The organism is Methylobacterium sp. Gmos3 (assembly GCF_056430985.1).
The window spans coordinates 209,377-223,595 of the sequence record NZ_JBWJYL010000003.1 but is presented as its reverse complement, the minus strand read 5'-3'; the positions used below and the strand labels follow the sequence as shown (position 1 = coordinate 223,595).

Annotated in this window: 12 protein-coding genes; 4 read left to right on the top strand and 8 right to left on the bottom strand. The window is 65.9% G+C overall.

Annotation, left to right across the window (positions count from 1 at the left end; translation table 11 throughout):
- Positions 1-38: 38 nt before the first annotated feature.
- The 3 genes from ACS5Q7_RS07395 to ACS5Q7_RS07385 all read right to left on the bottom strand — a co-directional run bounded on the left by ACS5Q7_RS07395 (position 39) and on the right by ACS5Q7_RS07385 (position 2,446).
- Positions 39-1,100, bottom strand: coding sequence for a YeiH family protein (locus ACS5Q7_RS07395; RefSeq protein ID WP_055958946.1), 1,062 nt, complete (start codon positions 1,098-1,100; stop codon positions 39-41).
- A 182-nt stretch (positions 1,101-1,282) separates the two neighbouring features.
- The gene (locus tag ACS5Q7_RS07390) at positions 1,283-1,921 is read right to left on the bottom strand and encodes a 2,3-bisphosphoglycerate-dependent phosphoglycerate mutase (protein ID WP_055958948.1); all 639 of its coding nucleotides are present in this window, start codon (positions 1,919-1,921) and stop codon (positions 1,283-1,285) included.
- 369 nt (positions 1,922-2,290) lie between these two features.
- A complete protein-coding gene (locus ACS5Q7_RS07385; RefSeq protein ID WP_156375892.1) occupies positions 2,291-2,446 on the bottom strand; it encodes a hypothetical protein in 156 nt (51 codons plus the stop codon).
- 677 nt (positions 2,447-3,123) lie between these two features.
- On the opposite strand from ACS5Q7_RS07385, the gene ACS5Q7_RS07380 reads away from it, so the two are divergent.
- The gene (locus ACS5Q7_RS07380; protein WP_478338718.1) at positions 3,124-5,391 is read left to right on the top strand and encodes an AAA family ATPase; all 2,268 of its coding nucleotides are present in this window, start codon (positions 3,124-3,126) and stop codon (positions 5,389-5,391) included.
- Positions 5,392-5,620: 229 nt separating this feature from the next.
- On the opposite strand, the gene ACS5Q7_RS07375 is transcribed toward ACS5Q7_RS07380, so the two are convergent.
- The 5 genes from ACS5Q7_RS07375 to ACS5Q7_RS07355 all read right to left on the bottom strand — a co-directional run bounded on the left by ACS5Q7_RS07375 (position 5,621) and on the right by ACS5Q7_RS07355 (position 8,617).
- Positions 5,621-5,866 carry an SDR family oxidoreductase gene (locus ACS5Q7_RS07375; protein WP_055958954.1) on the bottom strand — a complete coding sequence of 82 codons (246 nt, stop codon included), beginning with the start codon at positions 5,864-5,866 and terminating at the stop codon, positions 5,621-5,623.
- A gap of 260 nt (positions 5,867-6,126) precedes the next feature.
- Entirely contained in the window at positions 6,127-6,870 is a 744-nt protein-coding gene (locus ACS5Q7_RS07370; RefSeq protein WP_146180524.1) for a hypothetical protein, read from the bottom strand.
- Positions 6,871-7,038: 168 nt separating this feature from the next.
- Positions 7,039-7,704: a hypothetical protein gene (locus ACS5Q7_RS07365; RefSeq protein WP_056149076.1), complete on the bottom strand. Its 666-nt coding sequence runs from the start codon at positions 7,702-7,704 to the stop codon at positions 7,039-7,041.
- Positions 7,701-8,303 (bottom strand): type II TA system antitoxin MqsA family protein, encoded by a 603-nt coding sequence (locus ACS5Q7_RS07360; protein WP_082473294.1) that lies wholly within the window; start codon positions 8,301-8,303, stop codon positions 7,701-7,703. The genes ACS5Q7_RS07365 and ACS5Q7_RS07360 overlap by 4 nt, the downstream gene beginning before the upstream one ends.
- Positions 8,300-8,617, bottom strand: a complete 318-nt coding sequence (locus ACS5Q7_RS07355) for a type II toxin-antitoxin system MqsR family toxin (RefSeq protein ID WP_055958963.1) — start codon at positions 8,615-8,617, stop codon at positions 8,300-8,302. The genes ACS5Q7_RS07360 and ACS5Q7_RS07355 overlap by 4 nt, the downstream gene beginning before the upstream one ends.
- A gap of 388 nt (positions 8,618-9,005) precedes the next feature.
- On the opposite strand from ACS5Q7_RS07355, the gene ACS5Q7_RS07350 reads away from it, so the two are divergent.
- From ACS5Q7_RS07350 to ACS5Q7_RS07340, 3 genes are all read left to right on the top strand, one after another.
- Complete coding sequence (locus tag ACS5Q7_RS07350) at positions 9,006-9,404, top strand: hypothetical protein (protein WP_243214755.1); 399 nt, start codon at positions 9,006-9,008, stop codon at positions 9,402-9,404.
- A gap of 139 nt (positions 9,405-9,543) precedes the next feature.
- Entirely contained in the window at positions 9,544-10,851 is a 1,308-nt protein-coding gene (locus tag ACS5Q7_RS07345) for an efflux RND transporter periplasmic adaptor subunit (RefSeq protein WP_055958966.1), read from the top strand.
- Positions 10,852-10,862: 11 nt separating this feature from the next.
- Positions 10,863-14,108 carry an efflux RND transporter permease subunit gene (locus ACS5Q7_RS07340; RefSeq protein WP_055958969.1) on the top strand — a complete coding sequence of 1,082 codons (3,246 nt, stop codon included), beginning with the start codon at positions 10,863-10,865 and terminating at the stop codon, positions 14,106-14,108.
- Positions 14,109-14,219: the final 111 nt, after the last annotated feature.

Sequence of the window (14,219 nt, the reverse complement as noted above, 5' to 3'; positions counted from 1 at the left end):
AAACCTGGATCGGTGGTGGAGCCGGATCCACACCCGGATCAGACAAGGCCCAGCACGTGGATCAGGCCGAGGCTGACGGCGCCGAGCGCGAGGAGCGAGGCGACTACCGCCAGCGTCACCCGCGCCCCGGCCTTGGCGACGCTGCGCACGTCGACCCCGAGGCCGAGCGCCGCCATCGAGACCACGGTCAGCACGTTGGCGGTCTCCGACATCGGCGCGAGCGCGACCTGCGGGATCAGCCCGGCCGAGCGAAGTCCCGCGAGCGCGAGGAATGCGAGGATGAACCACGGCACCAGGCGGTGGATCGCGAGGCTGGCGCGGGCCGGGCGGTCGCCGGCTGTGACGCCGGGGGCGGCCTCGTCGGTCTTCTCGCCCAGCCGGCTCGCGCCGAGCGAGAGCACCAGGACGACCGGGCCGAGCATCAGCACCCGGACGAGCTTCACCAGGGTTCCGACCTGGACGCTGAGTGCCGCGACCGGCGCGGTGGCGGCGAGAACCTGCGGAACAGCGTAGACGGTGAGGCCGGCGAGCACCCCGTACTGCATCGGCGAGAGACCGAGCAGGGGCACCAGTAGCGGCAGCCCGAGCACCACCAGCACGCCTAGAACCGCGGTGAAGGCGATGGAGGCGGCGACGTCCTCGCCGTCGGCACCAATCACCGGCGCCGTGGCGGCGATGGCCGAGTTGCCGCAGATCGAGTTACCGCAGGCGACGAGGATCGCCATGCGCGGGTGCAGCCCGAGCGCCCGACCGATGCCGTAACTCGACAGGATCGCCACCGTGACGACGCCCGCGATGCCGAAGAGCAGACCCGGACCGGCCGCCAAGATCGTCGCGAGGCTGAGCGAGGCCCCGAGAAGAACAACCGCGATCTCCAGTACGGTCTTGGCCCCGAAGGCGATGCCGGGAAAGAAACGTTGCGACGGGGTCCAGGCCGTGCGGATCGCGCTGCCGAGCAGGATCGCCAGCACCAGGGCTTCGAGCCAGGCGCGACCGAACAGATGCGCCTCGACGGCCTCGAAGCCGACCGCTGCGGCGGTGACCGCCACGCAGAGGCCCAGTCCCGGAAGGATGGCTTTCGTGCCGGCCAAGGCGCCCATCGATCGAGGGTGGGAGAAAAGTCTGGGCATGGACATGGATGGCTCCGATGTGATGCCAGAGAATCCCATGTCCCTTTCATTCACTCCAACGGAATGATCAGATGTTTCCCATCAACGGAATAGATGAAAAGGGGCCCCTTCGCGGCTTGCGGAGATCCATTCTGGGGGGCCGACAAGCGCATTCACCCGTCAATCCAGCGTGCCTTGATCGTCGTGTCCGCGGCAAACTCATAGATCCTGACGGAGCCCGTCGCGAGTTCGAGGTGCTCGACCTCCGCCGGGTTGAGGTCTTCGAGCGCCATCACAAGCGCCCGCAGGCAATTACCGTGGGCGACGACCAGCACGTCCCCGCCCATGACCGCCGGTAGGATGGATCGGAGGTAGCAGGGCACGATGCGCGCGACAGTGTCGCGCAGGCTCTCACCATTCGGCGGCGCATCAGCGTAGGAGCGGCGCCAGGTCTCAATCCGCACCGCCCCCCAGCGCGCATCGGCGGTGGTCTTGTCGAGCCCGCTGAGGTCGCCGTAGTCTCGCTCGTCGAGCGCGGCGAAGCGTTGGGGGATTAATCCGGGTTGCCCGAGCGCATCGAGGATAAGCCGGCCGCTCACGACGGCCCGCGTCAGCGTCGAGGTGAAGGCAACAGAAAAGCGCCAGCGGCGCTCGGCCAAACGCCGGCCGGCTGCCTCGGCTTCCATCCGGCCCTGCTCGGTCAAGGGCGAGTCCAGCAATCCCGTGAACAGGCCGGATCGGTTGGCTACGCTCTGGCCATGCCGGACCAGCACGAGACGTCGCGTGACCGGGGCTTTGCAATCGTGAATCACGCTGTCTCCCGAGGCAGAGCACTTTCGCGCCGGTGGCATCGCCTCTGATGAAGTCGGCATCCGGCTTTAACAAAATTCGACCCTGAGATGAGTTGGACCGACCGTCCGGAGACGGTGATTCATCCTTGGTCCGCTTTAGAACGTCTTGCGACTGAAAGCAGCCAAGCTGCTTGCCACCCTTCTCGGACGTTCACGGATGAGTACCAAGCGTCAGGTTCCGACCACTAGTACGACTGTGTCACGAAGCCCATAACAGACTGCAGAACCTGCGTTTTTCTCTCGCTGCCGCGCCGAGAAAGAGTGAGCAATATCAGGAACATAGAAAATTTTGTGACACAGCAGTACTAGGTGCCCGGCCCTCAACTCGGTCTAGCCGTGGGAATCCTTTATCCCCTCGCGGTAGCTGAGGCGGCACGGCTTGGCCGAGGGAACGACCTTCTTCACCCGCTCGCAGAAGGCGTCCATCGTGCCGGCATGAGCGACGGCGAGTTGCTGGGCCGCGTCGTCGCGGGTCCGGTCGGCCATCGCCGCGCCCCGGGACGCGTCGTAGCTCTTGATGATGCGGTCGTTGCGGATGCCGAGGAGGCGGCGGGTGGCTGAGATGACCTGGGCGGCTTGGGCGCGGGCGACCTGATCGACGAAGTGTGGGTAGCGTGACGCTCTAAAAGAAGCCCTTTGACGCTCTAACGCCGCGCAGGAAGATGGACATGCGCTTGAGCCACGTGAACTTCTTCAACAAAGTGGACAAGGCCTATAGGCGGCGACCCGAGGACTAACGGGGCGGAGCCCGCGACGACGTCGGCGCCCCTTACAGATCCGTGGCCTGCTGCTAAGCTCGAACCCATGCGGGGGAATGGGTCTCGATGGCGGCGACGGGTTCGGTCTTCGAGATCATCCTACAATGGTCGAGGAATAAGCCTGACTGGCAGCGGGACGCTCTGCGTCGCATCGTGGCAAAGCGCACCCTCGACGCCGACGATCACCGCGAGCTTGCGCTACTCTGTAAGAGGGGATGCGGCTTCCCAGGGATCGAGGTGACCCCGTCGCCCTTTGGCGTCGAGCATGTTCCGTCCATGGCCACCACTAGCGAGAAGGTGGCGCTAACCTCGATCAGGGACGTCATGGGTGTCAATCGGCTGGCTCCCGGCCAGTAACTCCAGTTTCAACCCGATGGGATCACGATCGTCTACGGCGACAACGGGGTGGGGAAATCCGGGTACGCCCGCATCCTGAAGCGGGCGTGCCGCGCGCGTTCCCCCGGCGAGATCCTGCCGAACGCCTTCGGCGGCGGTGCCGATGCGGGATCCGCCACGATCGGATGCGTCGTATCGGGCGATCCGATCGCGCCGCTGGCCTGGACCGACGCGGGCTCTCCCCACGCCCTCCTTTCCAGCGTCAGCGTCTTCGACCGCGAATGCGGAATGGTCCATGTGCGCGAGAGGAACGAGGTCGCGTTCCGTCCGTTCGGGCTCGACATCCCCGATGAGCTCGCCGGCGTCTGCCAAGCGATCCGCACGGCGCTGACGGCGGAACAGGGGGCGCTTGAGCAGGCGCGGGATTCGGCGTTCACGGAACCCGCGTTCGGGTCTGGGACCCGGGTCGGGCGGCTTCTCGGCGCGCTCGCTCCGGGTACCGACCTCGGACCCCTGGAGAAGCTGTCGAACCTGTCAGCGGAGGAGCGCGCAAGGCTTCGCCGGCTTGAGGAGGACCTGGCCCGCGACCCGGTCCGGGCCTCGGGGGAGCAGCGCGAGCTGGCCCGGGCCGTACGCCGCCTCTCCGAGGAGCTTGATAGGGTCTTCGGGGCGGTGTCGGATGCGGAGCTCACGCAGCTTGCGGCGCTCGCCGGGACCGCCCGCTCCAAACGCTCCGCCGCCTCGCTCGCGGCCGAACGCGCCTTCGGCGGAAGCGCCCTGAAGGGGGTCGGGGAGGCGACCTGGCGAGCCCTATGGGACGCGGCGCGGCATTACTCGGAGCATGTCGCCTACGAGGGGCACGACTTCCCGCGGACGGACGCGGAAGCGGTCTGCGTGCTCTGCCACCAGCCGATCTCCGAAGGGACCGGGGATCTGAAGCTGACCTTTGAGGAGTTCGTGAAGGCCGACAGCGAGCGCGAGGCGCGGAAGGCCGAGGTGGCCTACGAGGAGGCCCTGGGGAAGCTGTCGGGTCTGTCGCTGCGGATGTCCGGGTTTCCGCTGCGCCGCCAGCTGTCGGTGACCCATCCGGATGTCGCCGCCGCGATCCTGCGCGGGCTGGCGACCGTCCGGCTTCGGCGATGGATCTGCACGCGGGCACTCGCCGACCGCGGCGCGGGTCCAATGCCCGTGGTTGCGGCCGGCATCATCGGCACGCTAACGACTCTTGCGGATGATACGCAGGCCTATGCCAAGGAGCTTCTGACGGCGGTCGATCCCGCCGGTCGGGTACGGCTGGTTGCGGAACGGGACGAGTTGCGTGACCGCGCACTCTTGGAGGCACTGCTGCCGAAGGCGAGGATCGAGGTGGCACGGCTGAGCGAGCTGGCGGGTTTGAAGGACTGCCTGTCCGAGATGGCGACGAATGCCATCACGACGCTCGGCAACACGATCGCCGACAAGGTCATCACGCCGAAGGTCCGCGATCGCTTTCAGGAAGAGATCCAGAAGCTGGCCGCCCACAGGGTGAGGGTCGACATCGTCCGTTCGGGCGGCAGGTACGGCTCCCCGCAGTACCAGGTCCGGCTGTTCGCCAACGAGAGGGCGAAGGTCGGCGAGATCCTGAGCGAGGGCGAGCAGACCTGCGTGGCCCTGGCCGCCTTCCTGACCGAGCTCGCTACCGCGGCTCATGGATCGACGCTGGTCTTCGACGATCCGGTCTCCTCGCTGGACCATCGGTGGCGGCGCAAGGTCGCCGAGCGGCTGGTCGAGGAAGGGGGCGTCCGGCAGATTATCGTCTTCACGCATGACCTCGTCTTCCTGAACGACCTGCATGCGCTGTCAATCGACGGCAGGATCCCGGTCTCCCTGATCTCGCTCACCCACACCTCTGTCGGCGCGGGCGTCGTGAACCAGGGACTGCCCTGGATCGGGGCTAAGGTCCGGGAGCGCCTCGACGCTCTTGAGAAGGACGCGCGGGCGGCCAAGGTCCTCTACGACGACAATCGGGATGATGAGTACGGGGCTGCGGCCTCCCACTTCTTCAGCAGGTTACGAAGTACGTGGGAACGGGCCCTTGAGGAGGTGGCCTTCAACTGTGTCATCCAAAGGCACCGCGACTACATCAGCACCAAGGACCTGAGAAAGGTGGCGAGCCTGACCGTTGCCAACGTCGAGGATTTCGCCGCCGGCTTCAAACGGTGCTGCGATCAGACGGAAGCCCACGATCCATCTCCCGGGCGGAACGCTGCTCCCCTGCGCCCAGACGAACTGCTCAAGGCCGTCGGGGACCTGAGGGCCTGGGTGGACCAGCTTCGTGAGCAGCAAAAGGGCGTTTGACGGCCTTCTGTCATCGTCGCCTGCCGCAGTAGGTGCCGCGGCCACCTGGTTGAGAGCGACGGCGCCCTCCGCCGCGGCAGCCTGGCCCTGCTCGCCCCCAACACCATGCAAGGCCCCTTTCTAATGATCGCCGAGCGGATCCCCGACGCGCTGACCACCTCGACCTTCGAGCGGGATGCCGACCGGAACATCGCAGGCTGCGACGAGCCCTGATGCGCCTTAACGGTTTTCACCTATCAATCGGATTTGGAGGTGCGGGCCCCGGCCTACCGCCGATAGGCATCGTGCCAGGAGTGGTCATCCCACCATCGACGAGAAGGGTGTCGCCGACGATGTAGTCGGACAGGTCGCAGGCCAGGAGCGCGATGGCCGCGGCGATGTCCTCGACCCGTCCGATGCGACCATACGGGATCTGCGACACCGCACTGCGGAGATTTTTACCCTGCATCTCGCCCGCGTTAATGCCGGTCCTCACGGCGCCGGGTCGATGGCGTTCACGCGCACCCCGCGCGGGGCGAATTCCTGGGCGAGGGTGCACATCAGCGTCGTCGTGCCGCCCTTCGAGGCCGCGCAATTAACGTGATCGCCCCACGGGATGCAGTCGTGTGACCTGAAGGCTCCCGACGCGATGGGAACCAGCGTCGTCGGCTGACTTCCCGGCTATTGAGCCAGCCCCGGCTTCTGTTCACTTCCGGCCGTTTGTAGTTTGCACTGATCAGTCTAAAAGGCAATTTTTCAAATATCAAAAATCGCCTTTTCATCGTCTATCGAAGGTAATCGGGGGCTCCTAAGCAGTCTCAATCTTTCATGTCTTACATATGCTGCCCTTTCAATTTGTCCTCTGAGTGAACTTCGCATGATTTCACCGGGGACAGTTTCGAGAATATCTGAAATTGTTTGATCTTTTATTGGTAAGAACAAACTCTTTTTCAGAACGCTTTTATTGAGAGGTTCTTTCCCCCAATATGTTTTTAAATCACGAATGACAGGCTGGATTTGATCAAGCACGGCAGCCCCATGTAATCGCGTGAATTCTAAGTGATCCATATCTTGATCATCATCGTGCATCCGATTTATATCTCTCAAGCAACATGCAGGAAATCCGTTTACATATAGATTTGACTCTGGTCTTGACAGACTAAATCTGAGATCAGTTGATATTTCTTGACAGTCAACTATTCCGAATGCGACGGCCTTAACGAGTAGGTCAACATCTTCAGTAAGTCGCTTGGGTCCAATTTTTATGAAAGGTAGCTTCTGTTCTCGCTGATACATACAGGCTTGTACGAAGCCGACAGCATCCAAATCAAAATTATGCGCAGTGAAGATTGCGCGAATTCTGAGTTCGATGTCGGACGGCGCAAGCTGATTTATATCAGCAAATATTCGAGGTTTTTCTATTTCCTCGTGAAATATTTTGTAGAATTCCGTGCCTCCGATACCTATCATGCCATTATTATCTCTCGTTGAGAGGTTCACGTAGAGAATGCGTGATAATTAGTTCGTGATTGATATATACAAGTACAATACAATCCGATGATATAGATCGCGTGACAACGCTTATAGCTTCTTAGATGCGCTTTCATCAAAACCCCGTTATTAAGGTTACAGCAAATCGCCGCGGCACACCGAAACTGATGCCCGGGCTCAGGCCTTGAGCGCCTCGATGCTGTCGAGGAGGTCTGGGCCGCCGGTCCGGCGGGCGCTCCACTTGCGGAAGATCGCGAGGACACTGCGATCGGTGATGCCGTGGCGGGCTGGGTTGTTCTCGTCCAGGACGCGCCGGAGCCGGGCGGGGACGTCGCGGTGCCAGAACTTGGTATGGTTCGGGCCGACCTCGCGTCCGAGTTCCTGGTAGGCGCCGTTGCCCGCCCAGCGCAGGCCCTTGGCGCCGAGCAGGGTACCGATCTCGCTGGCGCGGAAGTCGAGCTTCCGGCCGATACTGCCCGCGGTACAGATGTAGACCACTGCGGACTCCGCGGAGACGGTGGGCAGGTCCGGGGCGGCGCCCTCGCCGCCGACGCGGGCGAAGGCCTCCTCCGCCTTGCCGGTCCGGACGCCGTGCATCTCGGTGACGAGGAGCTCGACGCCGCGGGTGAGCCGCTCAATGAGCTCGCCTTGCCGCTGGAGGCGCTCATCCTGTTCCCGGACACGCGCTAGATGCTCACCGCGCTCGGCGCGGAGGATCTCGTTCTGCTCCCGGAACTGTGCCGCGATGGTCTCTCCCACGTCGCGCCGGAAATCCTCCATATCCGCGAGGGGTTTCCTCGGCGGAAGGTGGTGGAGCACGCCCATGGGAGGCTTCTCGCTCATGCGGCGACGGCTTCCGGGTTCGCGTGGTTACCGTGGAAGGCGTCGAAGGCCGCGTCGGCAGCGAGGGCGGCGAAGCGCTCGTGGTCGATCTCGGTGCGCCGCCCGAGGGCGTCGCGCATGACGGCGTGGGCGCGCTTGCGATCGTCAAGCTCGATCTGGGCGAAGACGCCCTCGGCCTCCGGGTTTACGACCCCGGCCGCAAGCATCTCGCGGCGGGCGAGGTAGGGGTCCCGGGCTAGGGCGCGGATGTAGCGGTCGGCGACCTTGCTCTGAGGAACCTTGCCGCGCTCCCAGCGGGTCCAGGTCTTCGGGCCGGTGGAGAGGATCTGTTCCATGTCGGCCTGGCGGAGCTTGTACTTGAGGCGGATGGCGTTGAGCTCGGCGGCGGACAGGAGCCCGTCCATCTCTCGCACGGCGTTGGCGACGGCGAGCTCGTGCTCAGAGATCTGAGAGCCCTGATAGCTGACGTTCCCGCATTCGGCGCAGACCATGCGACGGTCCTGGATGGCGAGGCTCTTCCCCGACCGTTCGACCACGAAGGGCTCGACGCGCTCGCAGACCGCGATCGCCTCGCAGGCTTGGCAGGCCTCCATCGTCATCGATCGATATCCTTCTTGAATGAGGTGACGACCAGGACGTCAGCGCCGGTGACCAGCAGCTTCAGGAACATCCAGTCGGCGCAGTCGTCGACCCAGATCGAGTAGTAGTCCGACACGGTGGTCGGGTGGTGTCTTCGCGTCGGCTCGGACTTGCTGAAGTGCGCCTCGCCCAATTCCGTCTGGATGATCGCCCGCAGGTCGTCAGTGTCGAGCTTACGGGTCCTGAGCTCTTCGAGGACGGGAGAAAAGAACGAACAGGCCTCCTCGTCGGCGGCGAGCGCGCGGACCTTTGCCAGGGGATTGTGCGGCGCCATCCAGCCTCCAAGAGGTAGCACCATGCTACCCGAACTTCAACCGCGGCATTCTGCTGAGGCTGGCGGCCCGGCTCCCTTGGTTGATCCTCGGTAAGCGTGGCCTGGAGCGTTTTACGCATGGGCCGGTGCGCGGTTCCGTCCCTTCGTGGAAGGGGCCGCCCGTGCCTAACCCAGCTCCATCTTTGGCTTGTCGGACGATCGCCAGGACCGGTTCCAAAACTAGGTGCGCAGCATGTCCGATGCCCGGTCCCGCTCCTCGCCGACCTGCTCGGGCGGGCGGGAATCGCGACGCTACGGCGACCCAAGTCGCAGAGGGGGGCGACGTCTCCGCGGACGCACCCCCGAGCATGTCGGCATTCGGATAGGCGTCCTGGGACGCCCGTCCGGCATGTACGAGCGCCTCCGGATCGTCCATAAGGCAGTCATGAGCGCGGGATTCCCGATCAGGGCCTACGAGGCGTCGCGCGGCTGGTGGGCGACCGCCGTCCGCCTGCTGTCGTTCGTCCTCCTCCTGGCGCTCATGGCGCCCTGTGCGATTTCCTCCGCCGACGCCCATCGCCTTCCTGATCACGCGCCCGCGTTCGCCACGTCCTCGCATAAGGGTGCGCCGGACCAGCCCGACGGGTGCCCGGCCTGCCATGCGACCTGCGGCTGCCATCTGGCCATTTGCATCGAGGCGTCACCCGGGATTCCGATCGCCACCGCCGGACGCCCGTCCTATGCCACGGCCGACGTCACCGTAGCCTCGATCTCCGCCGGTCGCCTTCCAAGGCCCCCTCGCGCCTGAGGCGGCACCGCCACGGCTGTGGCGGATGCAGACCGGACATCCCAGCGGATGCCGGCTCCTTGAGCGAGCTTGACTTGATCCGGACCGTCGACCCAGCCCCAGGCGGTGACCGCGGTCCTATGCGAACGGCCTCCCTTCCATGCGTGCAATCATATCCGTGGCCCTCCTGGCCATAGGCGTCGCCATCGGCGGTGCCGTCCCCCGCGTGTCCGAGACCGTGCGGGGCGCGCTGGCCGCCGCCGGCCTGTCCTCCACCGCGGCCAAGACTCCGGCGACCAACGCGGCCGTGACCGGGGCGCAGGCCACCAAGGTCGACGGCGACCACAAACACGCCGAGGGCGAGGCGCACGGCCACGACGAGGCAAGCGAGGGCAAGATCAAGATGACGGCCGAGCAGGCCGCCGAGCAGGACATCAAGCTGGCGCATGTCGAGGGCGGCATCCTCTCGCGCCATCTCCTGGTGCCCGGCACCATCACCCAGGACGCCGACCGGATCGCCCGGGTGCCTGCGCGGGTCGCCGGGACAGTGGCGGAGATGCGCAAGCGTCTCGGCGAAGACGTCGCCAAGGGCGAGATCGTCGCCGTCCTGGACAGCCGCGAGGTCGCGGATGCCAAGAGCGACTTCCTCACCGCGACGGTCAAGGCGGATCTGGAAAAGACCAACTTCGACCGGCAGCAGGCCCTCTGGGACAAGAGGATCTCGGCGGAATCGGCCTTCCTCAACGCGAAGGCCGCCTACTCCGAGGCGGGCCTGCGGGTCGATCTCTCCCGCCAGAAGCTATCGGCCCTCGGGCTGAACGCGACCGAGGTCGCCGCCGCGGCCAAGAAGGACGAAACCACTCCGAACTTGTCGTCGCTTCGCCGCTTCGAGCTCAGGTCCCCCCTCGCAGGGCGGATCGTGGAGCGCAAGGTCGACGTCGGAACGAAGGTCGGCAGCGAGGGGGACCCGGCCGACGTCTATACCGTGGCCGACCTCTCCTCCCTCTGGATCGAGCTCCCCGTCCCCACCACCGAGCTGTCCAAGGTCCGCGAGGGCGCCAGGGTGACTATCGTCGGGAGCGAGGACGCTCCCCGCCCCGAGGGCAAGGTCGTCTTCGTCAGCCCGATCCTCAACCCGGAGACGCGCTCGGCCCGGGTCATCGTCGCCCTGCCGAACAAGGACATGTCCTGGCGCCCGGGCACCTTCGTCACGACCGAGATCGAGATCGCCCAGGACAAGGTCGTTGTGCGGCTGCCGAAGTCCGCCATCCAGACCATCGGTGGCGAGAAGGTGGTGTTCGTGCGGACCGAGGAGGGCTTCTCGAAGCGGGAGGTGACCCTCGGCAAGGCGGACGACGATGCCTACGAGGTCGTCGCCGGCCTGGAGCCCGGCGACGAGGTCGCGGTGGCCAACTCCTTCGTCCTGAAGGCCGAGCTCGGCAAGGCCGAAGCCGACCACGACCACTGAGGGCGGCCGCCATGATCTCGAAGATCCTCGACTTCTCCGTCCGCCAGCGTTGGCTCGTGGTGCTCCTGTCGCTGCTCGCGGCCGGGTTCGGCGTGTTCTCACTGACGAAGCTTCCCATCGACGCGGTGCCGGACATCACCAACAACCAGGTGCAGATCAACACCACGGCGCCCTCGCTCTCGCCGAACGACATCGAGCGCATCATCACGTACCAGGTCGAGACCGCGCTCGCAGGCATCAAGGGCCTGGAATACACCCGCTCGCTATCCCGGAACGGGTTCTCCCAGGTCACCGCCGTCTTCTCCGAGGCGACGAACATCTATTTCGCCCGCCAGCAGGTCGCCGAGCGCCTTCAGGAGGCCGAGGCGGCGATGCCGTCCGGGGTCGAGCCGCGCATGGGGCCGATCTCGACGGGCCTGGGCGAGATCTACATGTGGTCGGTGCACTACGCGAAACCTGCCGAGCGCAAGGTCTCGAAGCCCGGTAAACCCGGTTGGCAGCCGGACGGCAGCTACCTCACACCCGAGAGCCACAGGCTCTCGACGGAGCTCGAACGCACGGCCTACCTGCGCACGGTCCAGGACTGGATCATTCGCCCACAGGTGAGGACCGTCCCAGGTGTGGCCGGCGTCGACGGCATCGGCGGCTTCGAGAAGCAGTACCACGTCCAGCCCGACCCGATGAGGCTGACGGCCCTCGACCTGTCCTTCGCCGACATCGGCAGGGCGCTGGAGGCCAACAACGCCAACCAGGGCGCGCGCTACCTGGAGGACAACGGCGAGGGCTACGTCGTGCGCGCCGCCGGCCGCTTGGAGAGCATGGAGGACATCGGGTCGGTCGTCGTGACCACACGCGGCGGCGTGCCGGTCCGCATCTCCGACGTCGCCGAGGTGCGGATCGGGCGCGATCTGCGCACCGGGTCGGGCAGCGAGGACGGGCAGGAGGTCGTCATCGGCACCGCCCTGATGCTCATCGGCGAGAACAGCCGCACCGTCGCCGCCGCGGTCGACGCGCGCATGACCGGCATCCGGCGCACGCTCCCGCCCGGCGTCGAGGTCCAGACGGTCCTCAATCGCACGGTCCTGGTCGAGGCCACCATCCGAACGGTCGCCAAGAACCTGGCCGAGGGCGCCGCCCTCGTCGTGGTCATCCTGTTCCTGCTGCTCGGCAACATCCGCGCGGCCATCGTCACGGCCCTAGTCATCCCGGTGGCGATGCTGATGACCATGACGGGCATGGTCCAGGGGCGCATCAGCGCCAACCTGATGAGCCTCGGGGCCCTCGATTTCGGCCTTATCGTCGACGGGGCAGTCATCATCACCGAGAACGCCCTTCGCCACCTCGCCGAACGCCAAGGGGAACTCGGGCGAAAGCTCGACTTGGAGGAGCGCCTCGCCACCGTGCGGGCCTCGGCCGAGGAGATGATCAAGCCCTCCCTCTACGGGCAGGCCATCATCATCCTCGTCTACGTGCCGCTCCTCACCTTCACCGGGGTCGAGGGCAAGATGTTCGAGCCGATGGCGCTTACCGTCATCATCGCCCTGGTCGCGGCCTTCGTCCTGTCGCTCACCTTCGTCCCGGCGATGATCTCCATCGTCATCACCGGCAAGGTCACCGAGACCGACAACTTCTTCGTCCGGGCGATCAAGGCCGCCTACCGCCCGGTCCTCGGGGCCGCCCTGCGCGTGCCCATGCTTTTCGTCGCGGTCGCCCTGGTGCTGCTCGTCGGAGCCGGCGTCCTGTTCAGGGGTCTGGGGCAGGAGTTCATCCCGCAGCTCGACGAGAAGAGCATCGCGTTGAACGCCCAGCGCATCCCGTCGACGTCCCTGTCGCAATCGCAGGCGATGCAATTGAAGGTCGAGCAGGCCATCGGCCGGTTCCCCCAGGTCGCCTACGTCTTCTCGAAGACCGGCACCGCCGAGGTCGCCTCGGACCCGATGCCGCCGAGCTCGTCGGACACCTTCGTCATCCTGAAGCCGCAAGCCGAATGGCCGGACCCGGACCTGTCCAAGGCCGAGTTGCAGGAGAGCATCGAGAAGGCCCTCGGGGCGCTCGCGGGCAACGTCTACGAGTTCTCCCAGCCCATCCAGCTTCGCTTCAACGAGCTGTTGGCCGGCACCCGCGGCGACCTCGCCGTAAAGGTCTTCGGCGATGATCTGGGCGCGATGACCGCGGCCGCGAACCAGATCGCCGGCATCCTGCGCGGGGTCGAGGGCGCGGACGACGTGAAGGTCGAGCAGACGGCTGGGCTGCCGTTCCTGGAGATCGGGATCAACAAGGCCGAGGCGGCCCGCCTGGGCCTGAGCACGTCCGCGATCCAGGACGTCATCGGGGCGGCCATCGGGGGCCGCGAGGCGGGCGTCGTCTTCGAGGGCGACCGGCGCTTCCCCATCGTCGTGCGCCTCAACGACAAGGTGCGCGAGGACCGCGAGGCCCTGGAGAACATCCCGGTGCCGTTGCCTCCCGGACCGAACGGGCGCGCCGCGTCCGTGCTCCTGAAGCAGGTCGCGAGCTTCTCGGTGACGGAGGGCCCGAACCAGATCTCGCGCGAGAACGGCCGGCGCCGGGTCGTGGTCACCGCCAACGTCCGGGGCCGCGACATCGGCTCGCTCGTGGCCGAGGCGCAAGACAAGGTGGCCACGGGGGTCTCACTTCCGGCCGGCTACTACGTCACCTGGGGCGGGCAATTCGAGAACCTGGCTTCCGCCCGCCAGCGCCTGATGGTGGTCGTCCCGGTGTGCTTCTTCCTGATCTTCCTGCTGCTGTTCTCGGCCCTGAACTCGGCCCGGGACGCGCTCCTGGTGTTCAGCGCGGTTCCTTTGGCGCTGACCGGGGGCATCGCCGCCCTATGGCTGCGGGGCATGCCGTTCTCGGTGCCCGCGGCCGTCGGCTTCATCGCCCTGTCCGGGGTGGCGGTGCTCAACGGCTTGGTGATGCTGACCTACATCAAGCAGCTCATCGCCGAGGGACGGCCAAGGCGCGAGGCCATCATGGAGGGCGCCATGACCCGGCTCCGTCCAGTGGCGATGACCGCGCTGGTGGCATCTCTCGGGTTCGTACCGATGGCGCTGGCGACCGAGACCGGGGCAGAGATCCAGCGCCCCCTGGCGACGGTAGTCATCGGCGGCCTCATCTCGGCGACCCTTCTGACCCTCGTCGTCCTGCCGGCCCTCTATGCCAGGTTCGCCGGTGCGGTCGCCCCCGAGAGGAAGGATCGGCCCATGCCGGTCCAACCGCATCTCCGCGCCGCCGAGTAGGAGGGTCGGCATGAGCAAGAAGGTCGCCCGAACCATCGCTGACTGGGGCGGCGGCGGCTCACGTCGCCGACGCCGCGTCAGGCCCCACGTCCGTCGCGCGGCCGGCCGGGC

Bases quoted from the DNA above. Each gene is read 5' to 3' on its own strand.
- ACS5Q7_RS07360 (WP_082473294.1), bottom strand. From the start codon at position 8,303: ATGACGATGGAGGCCTGCCAAGCCTGCGAGGCGATCGCGGTCTGCGAG.
- ACS5Q7_RS07395 (WP_055958946.1), bottom strand. From the start codon at position 1,100: ATGGGCGCCTTGGCCGGCACGAAAGCCATCCTTCCGGGACTGGGCCTC.
- ACS5Q7_RS07350 (WP_243214755.1), top strand. From the start codon at position 9,006: ATGTACGAGCGCCTCCGGATCGTCCATAAGGCAGTCATGAGCGCGGGA.
- ACS5Q7_RS07355 (WP_055958963.1), bottom strand. From the start codon at position 8,617: ATGGCGCCGCACAATCCCCTGGCAAAGGTCCGCGCGCTCGCCGCCGAC.
- ACS5Q7_RS07340 (WP_055958969.1), top strand. From the start codon at position 10,863: ATGATCTCGAAGATCCTCGACTTCTCCGTCCGCCAGCGTTGGCTCGTG.
- ACS5Q7_RS07385 (WP_156375892.1), bottom strand. From the start codon at position 2,446: ATGGCCGACCGGACCCGCGACGACGCGGCCCAGCAACTCGCCGTCGCT.
- ACS5Q7_RS07365 (WP_056149076.1), bottom strand. From the start codon at position 7,704: ATGAGCGAGAAGCCTCCCATGGGCGTGCTCCACCACCTTCCGCCGAGG.
- ACS5Q7_RS07345 (WP_055958966.1), top strand. From the start codon at position 9,544: ATGCGTGCAATCATATCCGTGGCCCTCCTGGCCATAGGCGTCGCCATC.